Here is a 16229-nt window from a genome sequence, read left to right as displayed (position 1 = left end):
GGTCCAGGGTATCGCCCTAAGTATATAAAAATACCATACCAACGCAACACAAACGTAATTGTTTTATGAAATTAGGTTTTGCGTCGGAACCATTACAAATTGAAATATAGAAACCATGAAAACGACCACTTTCATCACAGCAATCATTAGTATTATCATCCTTATGAGCTGTAATTCAAAATCATCATTAAATTTTGATGTATACGAAACTTCTGCAGATGGACATAAACTGGAAAAGGTAACTGAATTTAAAAATGTTGAAAACCCTGCGGAAGTTATGCTTCATCCAGAAGAAAAATTCCAGACGATCACCGGTTTTGGTGGATCTTTTACAGAAGCTTCGGCTTATTTGTTAAATCAACTCAGCAAAGAAAACAGGGAAAAGATACTAAGCGCTTATTTTGGTCCTGAAGGCGCTGCTTATTCATTAACCAGAACACATATCAATTCTTGCGATTTCTCGGTAAGCAACTATTCCTATGCTCCCGTTGAAGGTGATAAGGAGTTAAAACATTTCTCGATAGATGAAGACCGTGACGATATTATCCCGATGATTAAAGAGGCGCAAGCCATATCAAAAGATGGATTTAAAATTATGGCTTCTCCTTGGACGGCTTCTCCTTGGATGAAGGATAACAAGGACTGGAGAGGTGGAAAATTACTGCCGGAATATTATGATACATGGGCTTTGTTTTTTTCAAAATATATTGATGCATACAAAGCGGAAGGAATTGATATTTGGGGATTAACGGTTGAAAATGAGCCTTTGGGTAACAATAATAACTGGGAGAGCATGCACTTTTCGGCAGAAGAGATGGTCGATTTTGTAAAGAATCATATGGGGCCGCAATTGGAAAAAACGCATCCGGATGTTAAGATATTTGGCTATGACCAGAATAGGGGAGAGGAACTGGAAGAGTGGGCCAGGGTAATGTATAAAGATGAAGAGTCATCTAAATATTTTGATGGTATGGCCATTCATTGGTATGCTAGTACTTACGATTGGTTCCCTGAGTCATTAAATTTTACACATGAAATGGCTCCTGAAAAATCCATCATTAATTCAGAGGCTTGTGTGGATGCAGAAGTGCCGCATTGGCAAGATGATGCGTGGTACTGGGCGAAAGAGGCTACAGACTGGGGCTGGGATTGGGCACCAGATGATCAAAAGTATTTACATCCTAAGTATGTGCCTGTGTACCGTTATGCCAGAAATATAATAGGTAGTTTGAATAATTGGGTTGACGGATGGATTGACTGGAATATGGTACTGAACAGGCAAGGCGGACCCAACTGGTTTAAAAATTGGTGCGTGGCACCTGTGATAGTGGATCCGGATAAAGATGAAGTATACTTTACACCTTTGTATCATACCATGGCTCATTTCAGTAAATATATCCGGCCGGGGGCAGTCCGTATAGGTTTTAATAATTCGGATGACGACTTGATGGTTACAGCAGCAAAGAATACTGATGGTTCGGTGGCTGTTGTTATTTTGAACATGGAACAACAGGCAAAAAGCATTAAGCTTTCCCTGGGAGAAAGCACAAAGGATATTCGTATAAGTGCTAAGGCCATCCAAACGGTTATCATATCTGAATAGTACAGATTTTTATTTGTGTATGATCAAATTTGGCGAATTACATGTGGTGTTAAAAAAAAAATGGTAATCTCATGAAACGAATTTTATTAGTATCTACATTTCTATTCATTGCAATACTTATGAAAGCTCAAGGTAATGATATTCAAAAAAAAGTAGATGAGCTTGTATCTCAACTTAGTTTGGAAGAAAAGGTATTGCTCTGTTCGGGCAGGGACGATTGGAGTACACAATCTATCCAAAGGTTGAATATTCCCTGGATCTGGATGTCCGATGGTCCGCACGGGTTAAGACGTGCACCGGCCACCAATAAGGCAGGTTATGGCGACCAGCTACCCGCAACTTGTTTTCCTACCGCTTCAGCTTTATCTGCAACATGGGATGTTGATTTAATTTACAAAGTTGGGCAAGCATTGGGCGAAGAATGTCAGGCTTTGGATGTCAATGTTCTTCTGGGTCCCGGAGTGAATATTAAGCGTTCGGTATTAGGAGGAAGGAACTTTGAGTATTTTACCGAAGATCCAGTGCTTTCAGGCGAGATGGGAGCTGCATACATAAACGGTGTCCAAAGCCAGGGCGTGGGAACTTCCTTAAAGCACTTTGTGGCCAATAACGTAGAAACCATGCGTATGTTTATGAACTCGAATGTAGATATGCGAACGCTGCACGAAATTTACCTGACACCATTCGAGATGGCTATTAAAAAAGCGCAGCCATGGACAGTAATGGCTTGCTATAACAGGGTTCAGGGGGAGTATGGTACACAGAGTCCATATCTTTTAACCGACATACTTAAAAAAGACTGGGGGTTTGAAGGAATCGTAATTTCTGATTGGTTCGCTATTGTTGACAGGGTTAAAGCATTGCATGCGGGCATGCACATAGAAATGCCACATGTAAGCGATGTAAATGACAACATATTGCTGGAGGCGGTGAAAAATGGTCAGCTGGAAGAAGCTGTTTTGGATAATATTGTACGGGATATTTTAAAGATAGTATTAAAAGCCGATGCACTGAAAAAACAAGGGGCAGATCAAAAAGTTAAGGAGCATCATGCTTTTGCAAGAAAGGTTGCTTCAGAAGCGGCCACTTTATTAAAAAATGAGAAGCAGGTATTGCCAATTAGCAGTACAAAATATAAAAAGGTAGCTATTATAGGCGAATTTGCTAAAAATCCTCGTTATCAAGGGAATGGAAGTTCAGAAGTTAAGCCGACGCAATTGGATAATATTTATGATATTATTGAAAAGGAGTATGGTGAAGGGGTGAAGATTACTTATGCACAAGGCTATACTTTAAAAGATGACAATGATGTAAGCTTCATTGAAAAAGCGGTTAAAGTGGCAAAGGAGGCTGATATCGCTTTAATATTCGCAGGTTTGCCATTGTCCTACGAGTCGGAAGGAATTGATCGTAAGCATATCGATATGCCGATATCTCACAATCGGTTGATTGCTGAAATCGCAGAAGTCCAGGAGAATACGGTTGTTGTTTTAACCAACGGAAGTGCGGTTGCCATGCCTTGGGTTAAGGATGTGGAAGCTGTGTTAGAAGCCTGGCTGGGAGGACAAGCAGGAGCCGGCGGTGTAGCTGATGTTTTGTTCGGAAAGGTAAACCCTTCCGGTAAGCTGGCGGAAACATTTCCCGTTCGATTAGAAGATACCCCTGCATTTTTAAACTTTCCGGGCGAGCAGGGAGACGTGCTCTATGGCGAGCGTATATTTGTAGGTTATCGTTATTACGATAAAAAGAAGATTGAACCGCTTTTTCCGTTCGGTCATGGCTTATCCTATACCAAATTTGAATATACCGATATAAAAGTATCTTCTAAAAATATTACGGATAAGGATGTTCTGGAGATCACGGTAACTGTAAAAAATACAGGAAGCATAGTGGGTAAAGAAATAGTTCAGCTGTACGTGTCAGATACGGAATGCACATTACAACGTCCGGAGAAGGAACTGAAAAAGTTTGCCAAAGTTGAATTAGCTCCCGGAGAATCAAAAAAGGTTGTTTTTGAATTAAGCGGTCGCGATTTCTCGTATTATGATGCTAAAAGAGACACCTGGGTGGCGGAAAGTGGTGCGTTTGTTATTTCAGCGGCCGCTTCTTCAAGAGATATCCGCAAAACGGAAACGATTCACTTAAAATCCACGCAAAGATTACCGATGATGGTGGATGAATATACTTTTGTAAAGGAGCTATGGGAAAACAAACAAACCCGCAAGTTCATTAAAGAATATATGCCGGAATGGATTGGGGGATGGGTGCCAGAAGGAAAATCAGTGGACGAAGCTAATATTCCGGGATTCTTTTTGGAGCATCCTATAATTAAGTTGCCGTACATAACCAGCGGCGAAGTAAGACATCAGCAAGTAAAAGAGATTGTTGAAAAATGCAATAAATTAACCTACACGCCGGAAAAGATTACCTTTAAGGAAGTAGAAAATGTGAGTTTTTGATGTGGTTTAAGATTGCGTCCGAAAGTCATAAAGCGGTATATTGCGGTAGAAAATTATCGGATAGTAATCATGAAACGAACCGTAAGCAATAATATATAATTTTTGATTAGGTGAGTTCGAATTTAATTCGAAGATGATTGACGGGCGAGCTTCCGGCCAGGGCCTGGTTGACCTACCTAAAACTAGTTCGGGAAAGGTGGTTGCGCAGCATTTTGTAAGGCTATTTGACAAATGAAAGTAAAATTTATACAGTATATGAAAAACACAAACTTATCAATTATCGCAGTTTTGGCTATTCTTGTGCTTAATGCATGTAGTCAGGGAAGTTCAAATATGAAACAAGATGATATTGGAAAAAAGGTTGAAGCCCTTCTAACTAAAATGACCATTGAAGAAAAGGTGGGGCAGATGGTGCAGTACAGTGGGTTTTACGATGCTACCGGCCCGGCACCAACCGGAGGTAATGCAGAAAAGAAATATGAGCACCTTAAAAAGGGAATGGTGGGCTCATTTCTTAACGTCAGGGGAGTTGAGCAAGTAAAAGCATTACAAAAAATAGCTGTTGAGGAAACTCGCCTGGGAATCCCGTTGATTTTTGGTTTGGATGTCATACATGGTCATAAAACACTAGCGCCTATTCCATTGGGTGAAGCTGCCAGTTGGGACCTGGAAGCCATAGAAAAGTCGGCTCGTGTAGCAGCGATCGAGGCTTCGGCTATCGGAATAAACTGGACCTTTGCCCCAATGGTCGATATTTACCGCGATGCCCGTTGGGGACGCGTGATGGAAGGTGCAGGAGAAGATCCTTACCTGGGAGCCAAGGTTGGTGTGGCACGTATAAAAGGATTTCAAGGTGATGACTTGTCGGCCAATAACACGCTGGCAGCCTGTGCCAAGCACTTTGCCGCATACGGCTTTGTGGAAGCAGGAAAAGAATATAACACGGTAGATATCGGGACCTCAACCTTATACAATATTGTTTTTCCACCCTTTAAGGCAGCGGTTGAAGCGGATGTTAAAACAGTGATGAACGCATTTAATATTGTAAACGGTGTGCCTGCTACAGGTAACAAGTTTTTGCAACGTGATATTTTAAAAGAAAAATGGGGTTTTAAAGGTTATGTGATTTCCGACTGGGCCAGTGGTTTCGAGATGGTCAACCATGGCTTTGCTGCCGATTTAAAGGAAGCTGCCATGCATGCCGCCAACGCGGGTTCCGATATGGATATGGAATCCTATGCTTATGTAGATTATCTTGTGGAGTTGGTTGAAGAAGGTAAGGTTGACGAATCGGTTGTGGATGAAGCAGCCAGCAGAATACTAAGGGTAAAATATGAATTAGGCCTGTTTGATGATCCGTATAAATACTGCGACGAAGACAGAGAAAAAGAATTGTTGTATCACGAAGATCACCAGGCGGCAGCATTGGATATGGCTCGCAAGTCCATCGTATTATTAAAGAACGAGAATAATTTACTGCCGTTGGCTAAAAACCAGAAGAAAATTGCCGTGATTGGTGCCCTGGCAGATGACAAAACAAGTCCATTGGGAAGTTGGCGTATCGGTTCCGATGACGGCACCGCAGTGTCGGTGTTGGAAGGACTGAAAAAGCACACCTCCAATTTCAAATATGCCAAAGGAGCCGATGTGGTTACTGGTGATGTAAATTTTGTGATGGAGCTGAATATAAATAAAAGCGATAAAAGCGGATTCAAAGAGGCAGTGCGACTGGCTAAAAATTCCCAGGTAGTCATAATGGTATTGGGAGAGCATGGTTTTCATTCCGGTGAAGCACGTAGTCGCACCAATATCAACTTGCCCGGTGTGCAACAAGAGCTGTTGGAAGAGGTTTACAAGGCGAACAAAAACGTTGTTTTGGTATTGACGAACGGACGTCCGCTGGCGTTGCCATGGGCTGCTGAATATGTTCCTGCCATTGTGGAAGCATGGCAACTGGGGTCGCAAGCCGGAAATGCTATTGCCGATGTGTTGTTTGGCGAGTACAATCCTTCGGGTAAATTACCCATGTCGTTCCCTCGTAGTGTAGGCCAATGCCCTATTTATTACAATCACTTTAACACAGGTCGCCCTGTAAACAGAGAAAAGAACGTGTTTTGGTCACATTATTCTGATGAGAAAAACAGCCCTCTTTTTCCCTTCGGTTTTGGACTGAGTTATTCCGAGTTTGAATACAGCGATCTGTATATTGACAGCTCCGACCCTAAAAACGTGAAAGTATCTGTAAAAGTTGCCAATACAAGCGATGTGGAAGGCGAAGAAGTGGTTCAGTTATACATTCGCGACAGGGCTGCGGCAGTGGTGCGTCCGGTTAAAGAACTAAAAGGATTTGAGAAGATCAGCCTCAAAGCCAATGGATTTAAAACCATTAACTTTACCTTAACAGAAGATGAACTTGGGTTTTACAATGGGCACGGAGAATTTATGGTTGAGCCTGGTATGTTCGACGTGATGGTGGGTACCAGCTCGCAAGAAGGCTTAACAGGAAGTTTTGAACTGAAATAAAAAAATAAAATACTAAAAACTATTTAAAGAGGGTGTCCAAAAATGATATTTCTAAAAATTGAAACTTACAATTTATAAGTAAACTTCTCATTTTACCGCTCCAACCTCCCCTAAAGTGGGAGGCTTAAAGTCCCCTTCAGGGGATTTAGGGGTACAAAAGAGGAACAAACTTTCAAATTGTAAGATTTCTATAACTCCTTTTTTGTTTTTGGACACCCTCTTTTTTTTGCTTCAACCTGTCTTGTTTTGATGATGTGAATATAGCGTGGCACTCCACTGGAGTTATATAAAATCAGTTCAACCCGAAATATGCATTAAAAATTCTATTACACATTGAAATTACTTTTAACCCGCAATATGCATTAGAAAATCTATTACACATTGAAATTGTTTCAAAACAAGACACTCCGCTGCTTCACTTCAACTCTCCATAACGATGCTCCCGAAAGTAATCGAGACAAGTTATGCCTCGTTTCAGTAAAGCCTTGTTTTATTGTACTTGCCATTCTCATGACGAACCTCCAATACATAATCCGGGTTAAATAAAAAGATCATAGCGTTATATCATTATTTCGTAAGATAATGGAATTCAAAAAAGCGATACAAATAATCAGGTACATCTAATTCCATGAGATTCTTTCTGTATTTAAACGGCAAAGAATAATGAAAATCATCAAAAATAAATGCATATTAATTTTTAAATGAGAATATTCTCATTACCTTTATCGGAGCAAAGCAATTGAATTACGACAAGAATTTTTTATTTAAACATGTAAATTAATTAGTTATGCCACGATTTGACAAAACAGGACCTGAAGGTAAAGGTTCGCAGACAGGTAGAGGAATGGGTAAATGTAATCCATCAGAACAAAGTAAGCACAACTCCTCGGATTCCGAAAAAACATCAGGAGGAAGAGGAGCCGGTAGAAGAAGAGGTTTCGGAAGAGGCCTGGGAAGAGCTTTGGGATTTGGCAAGGGGAATTCCTGATTCACTGGAAATAAGTAACCTAAAGAATCGCAATTCCTAATGTGCGATTCTTTTTATCTGGTATCAATTATTGTAGAGTTTTGCCTTCAGATATCCCAAAGTTTCTAATTAAAGTAATGATGAAAGGATACATTCAGGTATATACGGGGAACGGAAAGGGTAAAACCACAGCTGCTTTGGGTTTGGCCGTTAGAGCTATTGGAGCTGGTAAAAAGGTGTTTTTTGCGCAGTTTATCAAAGGGAGCGTTTATTCCGAAATGAATATCGTACAAAAAATGTTGCCTGCCATTACGCTTAAGCAGTATGGTTTGTGTTGTTTTATTGAAAAGGATCCTACTGAAAAAGATATTGAAGCAGCAAGACATGGTTTGGCCCAAGTTGCAGAAATTATTAAGTCAGGCAAATATGATTTGGTAGTTCTCGACGAGGCTAACATGGCCATGTATTTCAATTTATTTTCAATAGACGAACTATTGTCCATCGTTCAAAACAAGCCTGAACATTTAGAAATTGTGATTACCGGCCGCAAAGCCCCTCAGGAACTTATTGAGCTTGCAGATTTAGTCACCGAAATGAAAGAAGTAAAACATTATTATCAAAAAGGTATTGAGGCTCGAGAAGGAATTGAGTATTAATATATTTATCGCTTTGGAAGAAAAAACGGAAAAAACTTGTGGCCAACAATTTATAGAATTAAAAAAGGAGACGAGGATAAGCGTTAAGAAATTATCCAATTAATAAACCTATTGTTTTATGCATAAAAAAATTATTGTTATCGGTGGGTCTGCAGCGGGTCCCAAGGCAGCTGCAAAAGCGCGCAGGATGGACGAATTTGCAGAGATAACCCTGTTTCAGAAAGGGGAAGATTTATCTATGGCTTCCTGTGGTTATCCTTATTTTGTGGGCGGTTTTTTCGACGATCGAAACAAGTTGCTTTGCACTCCTACAGGAGTGGTTCGTGATCCAACCTTCTATTGGAATGCCAAAGGAATTTCCGCCAAGGTTAATACGGAGGTAACCAAAATAGATAGTGAAAACAAAAAGGTGGAGTATGTGAATGTTAACACTGGAGCGAAAGGCACTCAGGAATATGACAAACTGATTATTGCTACAGGAGCTACAGCCAATATGCCACCCATTCCAGGTACCAAACTGGAAGGGATTACCACCCTGCAATCGATGCAAGATGCAGATTATCTCCGAAAAATAAGAGATGAGGGAAAAGTTAAAAAAGCCGTTGTAATAGGTGGTGGATTGATTGGTATTGAAACGTTGGAGGCTTTGAACCTTGCCGGAATTGAACTCACCATGATTGAACTGTTGCCTCAGCTGCTGACTTTTCTGGATTGGAAGATGGCCAAGTTGGTTGAAAATTATTTGCAACAGAAAGCCAATGTAATAACCAAAAATGGGGTGTCAGAATTTCTGGGCAACAATGGTAAGCTGACCGGAGTAAAACTTCAGAATGGCACCGAAATCCCTTGTGAACTGGCCGTGGTTGCTATTGGTGTGAAACCTAACGTAGGGCTGGCCAGGGAGGCCGGGATCCAAATTGGGGAGCTGGGCGGTATTGTCGTCGACAAGTATATGCAAACGTCTCATGAGGATATTTATGCAGTGGGCGATTGCTGCGAGATTAAAAATATTATTACAGGTAAAAATGTTTTAGCTCCCTATGGAGACCTTGCCAACCTTGAAGGCCGTGTAGCTGGCGAAAATGTAATTGCCGGCAACACGGTCACTTTTCCGGGGACCATCCAAACAGGGATCTGTAAACTGTTCGATTATGGAATTGGTATCACCGGATTGTCGGAAGCCAAGGCCATAGAGGCCGGGTTCGATTATGTCAAAATCATTAATGCCAGTCCGGATAAGCCCGGGTTTATGGATGGAAAATTATTGGTGACTAAACTGCTGGCCGAAAAGGAGACAGGGAAGATATTGGGTGCCCAATGTTTGGGGCCCGGTGATGTGAGTAAGCAATTGTCAATTTGGGCCACGGCTATTATTGGTAAGCTCACGGTTGAAGATATGGTGAATGCCGATTTCCCATATGCGCCCCCATTCTCATTGGCTATAGACCACAGTATTGCCTCCGCACATATCATGCAAAATAAAATGAAAGGTGTTTTTCAAGGTATATCGGCAATAGACTTGAAGGATAAGTTAGAAGCTGGTGACGATATGTATATTCTGGATGTGCGAGGGTCAGACGAATATGAACAAACCCGATTGGGAATTGGTGAAACACTGATTCCACTGGGTGTATTGCGAAAGCGCCTAAACGAACTCCCTGAAGACAAAGAAAAAGAAATAATTACTTATTGTAAAATTTCACTGCGTGGGTACGAGGCTGCTGTAATGCTGAAAGCGCATGGGTATATCAACGTAAAAGTGATGGAAGGTGGGGTAATGGCATGGCCATTTACCAAAGAGAAATAGTCATATGAAGTATAAATTTTAAAAAAGGGTCGACTCATTAAATTATTTTATTTTAAGTCAACCTTTTTTAAGGAAAAACACTAATTCTTAGCTAACTTAAGTTTCTTGACCTTGATACTTATTGTCGAACTTGATTTTTGAGAAGGTGGGCCTTGCATCGATGAGCTGCCATCGCCCGCACTGCCACCCGGGCCTCCGCCCATGCCGCCTCTTGGACCACCACCCATTCCGCCTCCTGAGCCTCCGCCAATAGCTCCGCTGATTCCACCAGGGCCTCTACCCATTCCGGATTGAGATGACGAACTAGCTGAACTTCTTCCCGAGGTAACTGAAATGTACATCTTCTTCGCATGATAATCCATACCCAGCTGTTCAAAAGGAATCGACAGTTTATAAAACAATTCTCCCTGTCTGTTAAAATGTATATCGCCAGAAATATGATCTGGATTGACTACAGCCATAAGCTCTTCTGAGTTTCCGTACGTTAATTTGATATCACGGATTGAGTTCATGAGTTTTTCTTTTTCGGCATCACTAAAATCTTTTTCCATTGGCGGTCCGCCCATGTTGCCTCTATATCTGCTATCTGACTGTTCTTCGTTTTGTCTGCCCGGCTGCGCTGCAAATTGAACATTGCTTAGCGCCATGCGCTCTTCCATATTTAAGGGGTAATCAATTTGTACTTTCTTTTTACCTTTTACTTTGGTTTTAAAATTTACTTTTACCCCTTCCATTAAAATGAGCTTCGGTACATTATTATTGCTCGATTTCAAATGCACATATAAATTTTTCTTGTCGTTGGTAAATAAATAAAAAACATCATTTTTTTTGTCGTATAAATATTTATACGAAGGAATTTGATCATCCTGTTGGAACTCTTTGGAATGCCATTTGCTTGTATTCTCCATGCTTTGCCCAAACACTGTTGTAATAAAAAGTATGGCAAAAAGCGTTAAACCCGTAATATGCATTAGAAAATCTATTACACATTGAAATTGTTTCAGAACAAGACACTCCGCTGCTTCACTTCAACTCACCAGAACGATGCTCCCGAAAGTAATCGGGACAAGTTATGCCTCGTTTCAGTAAAGCCTTGTTTTATTGCACTTTCAATGTTCACGACGAAGTTCTAATGCATAATCCGGGTTAAAATTGATTTATTGTACATGTATTTTTGAAATTGCAGTTAATGCTTTTAAATGTCAATAGTATACATGTGTAATTAGATTTGGGAATTTATTATATGAACTGGCATATTTAATATGCCAAAGGCGGGTGATTATCTGATAGCCTGGATAAATAAACAGGTTGAATATGTTGTGGTGTGTTGGTAATGTTTAGATTTTCTTAATCGAATTGGCCTTTGTATAAAGTTTAATGACAATTTTTGGATTATCATTACACTTCTTCATTAGCCTTAAAATGGCAATTATTGCGATAAACGAAAGCAGTAATAAAGCGTACTTCGATAATGCTGAGTTATAATAACGAACTGACATGTTTTAATGCCAGTTCAATGTGTTATTCCTGTTACCCTGCCGGTTGGGATTTTAAATGCATATTGCGGATTTAACTACGCCCACTTTCGTTCTTCACCTAGGTTTAAATTAAAATCATTTGATTTACTAACACGCATGGATTCCCCCTGGGCAAAAGCGTTTGTTTTTTCATTCAGTTCCAGTATTGCGCTGTTCATCTCGTCCACCGCACCGCTCACCTTTAAGAATAATTCCGAAGCCTCGCCGAATTTATCTGTAGATGAAGTAAGTCTGTTTTCAGTAACCTCGAAATATTGTTTGATCTCGTTAGCGTTATCTTTAATCTTAGTGGTTTCGCTGGTGGTATTTTCCGCCAGCTTTTTAACTTCCCCGGCAACTGCCGCAAAGCCTTTGCCAGCTTGTCCGGCCCTTGCAGCCTCAATGGAGGCGTTAAGCGCCAGCAGGTTGGTTTGAGTAGATACAGAGTGAATCGTTTTCGCAATTTCATCAAACTTGTCCACCAACTTGGCTTGTTGGGCAAAAGCCTCTTCAAGTTCAGAGAATTCATTTTTAAGATGGCTGAATATTTCGAGCATGTTATTGATAGATTTGAACTTATCGTCCAATTGGATAATTGTTTCCGATACGGAAGTAGAAATATCCAATATCACAGAACTCTTATAATAGTGACAGTTTTCTTTGTTGTTAAGACCATTGTGAATAGCAGTTGCCATATCCTGGCAGCTACCATATCCGCAAGACGAACAGTCGTAAATATCGGCATCTGAATGTTTACGCATGGTTTTAAAGATTTCCCGCTTTTGGTTTTCGCTAGGGACAACGATACTGTTATTGGCGCTGCGGTCGATATAGGTGCGATTGTATAATCCTTCTTTCCAATAACTATCAATGTTTTTTGTCAATCGTTTTTTCCCTTTCCGGCTATCATATTCGGCAACCATTTCTTTTTTTCGGTTATCTACCAGGTGCTCTATTTCGTCCAAGGTTTTATCATGCGTTAGGGTTCCTGTCCCGCCATTACAACCCCGTTCACAGTTCAAACAGTCGATCAACAAAGGAGCAATGCCTTTTTTGATATCTGCACTTAGGGTATTTAAATACGGATAAATCAAATCCTGTCCCTCAATTTTCCTGGTTTTTTCTACAATCTCAGGAACCTCACGTTCTGCGGTTCTCAGCAATCCACCGGGCGAAGAGAACAATACCGCCCGCTCTGCCGGCGGGTTGTCAAAATCGGTGGATGGGTATGTTTTTAAGTTAATTTCTTTCTCGTTCAGATATTTATCCAACGATTTAAAGGTGACATTAAGAATAGCTAACCCGGAATCGGCAAACTCCCTGGCTTTGGCCAAACACGGCGATACAACCAATATTTTATGATTGCGGTATTCGCGATAGAACGCCTTGATCATTTTAATGGTATGCAACATGGGGCTGTCCGCAGGCGAAAGGTGAGGAATAAGTTCTGGTTTGTAAAGCTCTATGTACGATACAATCGCAGGACAAGGTTGAGCGATAACCGTTTGGGGCCCCTGTTTTATATATTCCAGATAGGATTTAACCGTTAGTTCGGCTCCAAAACTCACGTCGAAAATAGCTTTTACACCTATGCTTTTTAACCAACCGTTAAGTTCTTTGTAAGTATCCGGAAAGCTCGCTGCAATGGCCGGAGCTACTATAGCCACAAACTTATCGCCACGAGACAGATTATCCCTGAACTGTCCGAAATCATCTTTTGGTTTGCGCGCATCATGGGTACATGCATCAATACACTTACCACATGCAATGCACAGGTCCCCGTTTATCGACATATGATCACCCATATCGATATTGCAAAATTTAACCGGACATGCCGTTATGCACGCATGGCAGTTTACACAATTTCCTTCTTCTACGTAAACAACTTCTCTCAATGATAAGCTCTCTGTGTGCATGGCGGTTGTTTTTGGTCCGGATCTATCTCTTCTTTTAGATCCTGACCGTGAATATTATACAAACTACATATACAGAGAATCCACCATTAGGTTACATTTGCATTGACAAGAAGTTTGATTTTGTGGGTAAATGCACAAATATAAGATAAGTAAGCTGTTAAATAAGAAAGTGCTCATCTACAAACTTTTGGAAAGTTTCTTTGTATTGGTCGCTTACAGGTATACGCACGTCGTTATCAAAAATAATTCGCATGCGTTCAATTGTGGTTATCTTTTTTAAGTTGACAATATAGGATCGGTGAACACGCATAAAACTATCGGTCGGTAACTTTTCTATCAGTTTTTTAAAGCTGAGGAGCGTGATAACCGGTTTTTGATCAGTAAGGTGGATGCGCAAATATTCCCGCATCCCTTCAATATAAGTAATGTTTTTAAGTTCAAGTCTTATAATTTTATATTCCGATTTAATAAAGAGGTAATCATTGTTGCCTTCTATTTCCTCAGGGGCTCCTTTCTCTTGTGCCATGCGTTTTTTAGCTTTGTTTACGGCTGACATAAATCCATCGTAACCAATAGGTTTTAATATGTAATCAATGGCATCTACTTTAAATCCTTCCACGGCATATTCGCTGTAGGCGGTGGTAAAAATAATTCCAACATCCTGACTTAACGATTTGGCAAAATCCATCCCTGTTAGCTCCGGCATGTTAATGTCCACAAACATCAGATCAACCTCTTTTGTGTCCAGTATCTCATAGGCATCAGCAGCATTGTTTAGAGAAGCCACCAATTCCAGGTTTGGCGTTCGTTCGATATAACTCGAAATCTGCTTTAAGGCGAGAGGCTCATCATCAATAGCAACACATTTAATCGTCATAAATAGGGAGTTTTATAGTACTTGTATATGTATTTTCATTATCATTAATATCCCAAATGTAATTATCACCGTAATATAAGTCAAGTCTTTTACGCGTGTTCTCAAGTCCGATACCACTGCTTTTGGGTTTCGATAAAGAAGTGTTCGTTTTTTTGCAATTTTTACACATTACCACGAGCCATTTATCCTCGATACTAACATTTAAGTGGATATAACATTTCTTTTGGGTGGCCGCACCATGTTTAAAGGCATTTTCTAAAATAGTCATAAAAACAAATGGCGGAATGGAAACGGGCGGTATCTTATCAGGAATGTTGAGTTGCACATCCAACTCTTCGGTATACCGCATTTGCATAAGTTTCGCATAGCTTTTGATAAAATCTATTTCTTTTGCCAATGAAGTTTTTTTGTCCTCTTTTTCATATAAAAGATAACGTAACATATGAGAAAGTTTCACAATAGAGCTTTGTGCATCTTTGGGCTCTATTTCAACCAAAGCATGGATGTTGTTGAGCGTATTCATTAAAAAATGGGGACTTATCTGGTGCTTTAAAAAAGCCAGTTCAGCCTGAAGTTTCTCCTCGCTTATTTGATGCCGCAAACGCTCTTCTTTTATTAACCTGCCGCCCTGTTTTATGGCTGTATTAAACCCTATAACTAAAATAGAAAGCAGAATATTGTTCAAATATCGGATAAATTGTCCCCTGGCCTGTGGCTCCATTCCCGGGCGAAGTTGTTCAAGGTTGGTGCTTCTTGGGGGTCTGTTTAATGGTGAAACGCCATTCCTGGGAAGTGGAATATTGGTATCCGTTACCGATATAGCCTTATTTGTCGACAATAATTCATGAATAAAAACGGTAACTTTCGGATGGCTTATTCCGACTATCAATACAGCAGTTATTCCAAAATACCAGAAATATTTTTTCTTAAATAAGAATTTGGAAGCCAGCCACATATTATTAGCCAGAAACATAAGAAGAAATGGTGCAATGGTAATTGTATCGAGAAGCACCTTATTCCATTGTATTTCATTATTTTTCTGCGATAGAAAAATGATAACAAATAAAACAAGCAACCATAAAGTGGTATAGATTGTATTTTCGATTAGTTTATGTCGTTTGTTACTTTGCATAGGTACTTATGTTTTGCTTTGTGGCTGGGGCATTGCCATGTATGTTCGTAAAGCTAATTATAGTTTAATAAATTGAAATTGATGCGTCGTACTATTTTTAGTTGAACCACGAAATATGCAAATTTTACAAATTTAATACAGCTTTTGTCTTTGAATTGGCGCAAAAGCCATTCATTACTAGCCAACCTAAAGTTGATGCTATATATTTTTTTGAACGCTTCGAAATAACCTGTGTTATCATAACGCCAATTTTTTTGGCCTCATTACAATTTTACCAAGAAATTAAGAATAACGAAATAATAATCAACAAACCGGGCCTTTTTATCTATGAAAAGGTAGTTGAGGAATATATGTAATGTTATAACAAATTCGTATTTTGGAAAAGATAAACATACCGCCAATAAATAGGAATAGGAGCGGTCTGCAAGACCCAGCGATTATTCCAGGTTGAACTACAACCCGGCTTTAATACCTGCCAGGTATTTTAATCGGGTTTTTTGCGTTTTTTAAAGCTTTTGAATACGCGACACCACGTTTGTTTTTGCTTATAAACCATCTTTTGGTCGTTAATTTTAACGATAACGCGTGCTTTTAGTCTGAAAAGGTTACCTTATTGGGCACTACGATGCTAAACCTCAAGAAAATGAAGTTTTTTAAAGAGCTTTGCTTTGTTACAACAATTTTAGACTTGAGTGCTTTCACTAAATTTTGGACAGGTGAGCGATACCCGGTAGGAAGTATACAAAAGATATTTGAAAAAGCGAAGCAAAAA

At 40.0% G+C, this 16229-nt stretch carries 10 protein-coding genes; 6 read left to right on the top strand and 4 right to left on the bottom strand.

Translation table 11 applies throughout. The features are described 5' to 3' along the window. The first annotated feature begins 115 nt into the window (after window positions 1–115). The 6 genes from ACT29I_RS21160 to ACT29I_RS21135 all read left to right on the top strand — a co-directional run bounded on the left by ACT29I_RS21160 (window position 116) and on the right by ACT29I_RS21135 (window position 10015). On the top strand, window positions 116–1603 hold the full coding sequence (locus ACT29I_RS21160; protein WP_444794351.1) for a glycoside hydrolase family 30 protein: 1488 nt from the start codon (window positions 116–118) through the stop codon (window positions 1601–1603). A 71-nt stretch (window positions 1604–1674) separates the two neighbouring features. After that, entirely contained in the window at window positions 1675–4062 is a 2388-nt protein-coding gene (locus ACT29I_RS21155) for a glycoside hydrolase family 3 C-terminal domain-containing protein (RefSeq protein ID WP_430933632.1), read from the top strand. Between the two features lie 255 nt (window positions 4063–4317). Next, window positions 4318–6585, top strand: coding sequence for a beta-glucosidase BglX (bglX, locus tag ACT29I_RS21150; RefSeq protein ID WP_430933631.1), 2268 nt, complete (start codon window positions 4318–4320; stop codon window positions 6583–6585). A gap of 787 nt (window positions 6586–7372) precedes the next feature. Further along, the gene (locus tag ACT29I_RS21145) at window positions 7373–7573 is read left to right on the top strand and encodes a DUF5320 domain-containing protein (RefSeq protein WP_430933630.1); all 201 of its coding nucleotides are present in this window, start codon (window positions 7373–7375) and stop codon (window positions 7571–7573) included. 116 nt (window positions 7574–7689) lie between these two features. Further along, window positions 7690–8208 carry a cob(I)yrinic acid a,c-diamide adenosyltransferase gene (gene cobO, locus ACT29I_RS21140; RefSeq protein WP_430933629.1) on the top strand — a complete coding sequence of 173 codons (519 nt, stop codon included), beginning with the start codon at window positions 7690–7692 and terminating at the stop codon, window positions 8206–8208. Between the two features lie 118 nt (window positions 8209–8326). Then, a complete protein-coding gene (locus ACT29I_RS21135) occupies window positions 8327–10015 on the top strand; it encodes an FAD-dependent oxidoreductase (protein WP_430933628.1) in 1689 nt (562 codons plus the stop codon). Between the two features lie 80 nt (window positions 10016–10095). Here the strand turns inward: ACT29I_RS21135 and ACT29I_RS21130 are convergent, their stop codons facing one another. From ACT29I_RS21130 to ACT29I_RS21115, 4 genes are all read right to left on the bottom strand, one after another. Continuing rightward, on the bottom strand, window positions 10096–10986 hold the full coding sequence (locus ACT29I_RS21130; RefSeq protein WP_444794350.1) for a hypothetical protein: 891 nt from the start codon (window positions 10984–10986) through the stop codon (window positions 10096–10098). A 602-nt stretch (window positions 10987–11588) separates the two neighbouring features. Further along, window positions 11589–13448 carry a [Fe-Fe] hydrogenase large subunit C-terminal domain-containing protein gene (locus tag ACT29I_RS21125; protein WP_430933626.1) on the bottom strand — a complete coding sequence of 620 codons (1860 nt, stop codon included), beginning with the start codon at window positions 13446–13448 and terminating at the stop codon, window positions 11589–11591. Between the two features lie 157 nt (window positions 13449–13605). Continuing rightward, the gene (locus ACT29I_RS21120) at window positions 13606–14325 is read right to left on the bottom strand and encodes a LytR/AlgR family response regulator transcription factor (protein ID WP_430933625.1); all 720 of its coding nucleotides are present in this window, start codon (window positions 14323–14325) and stop codon (window positions 13606–13608) included. Further along, window positions 14315–15457 (bottom strand): sensor histidine kinase, encoded by a 1143-nt coding sequence (locus ACT29I_RS21115; RefSeq protein WP_430933624.1) that lies wholly within the window; start codon window positions 15455–15457, stop codon window positions 14315–14317. Before ACT29I_RS21115 ends, ACT29I_RS21120 begins: the two co-directional genes overlap by 11 nt. Window positions 15458–16229 lie beyond the last annotated feature (772 nt).

This window comes from Saccharicrinis sp. GN24d3 (assembly GCF_052400645.1).
Lineage (GTDB): Bacteria > Bacteroidota > Bacteroidia > Bacteroidales > Marinilabiliaceae > Saccharicrinis.
Note: the sequence above shows the minus strand (reverse complement) of the source record. Positions and strands in the feature narration are given on the sequence as shown.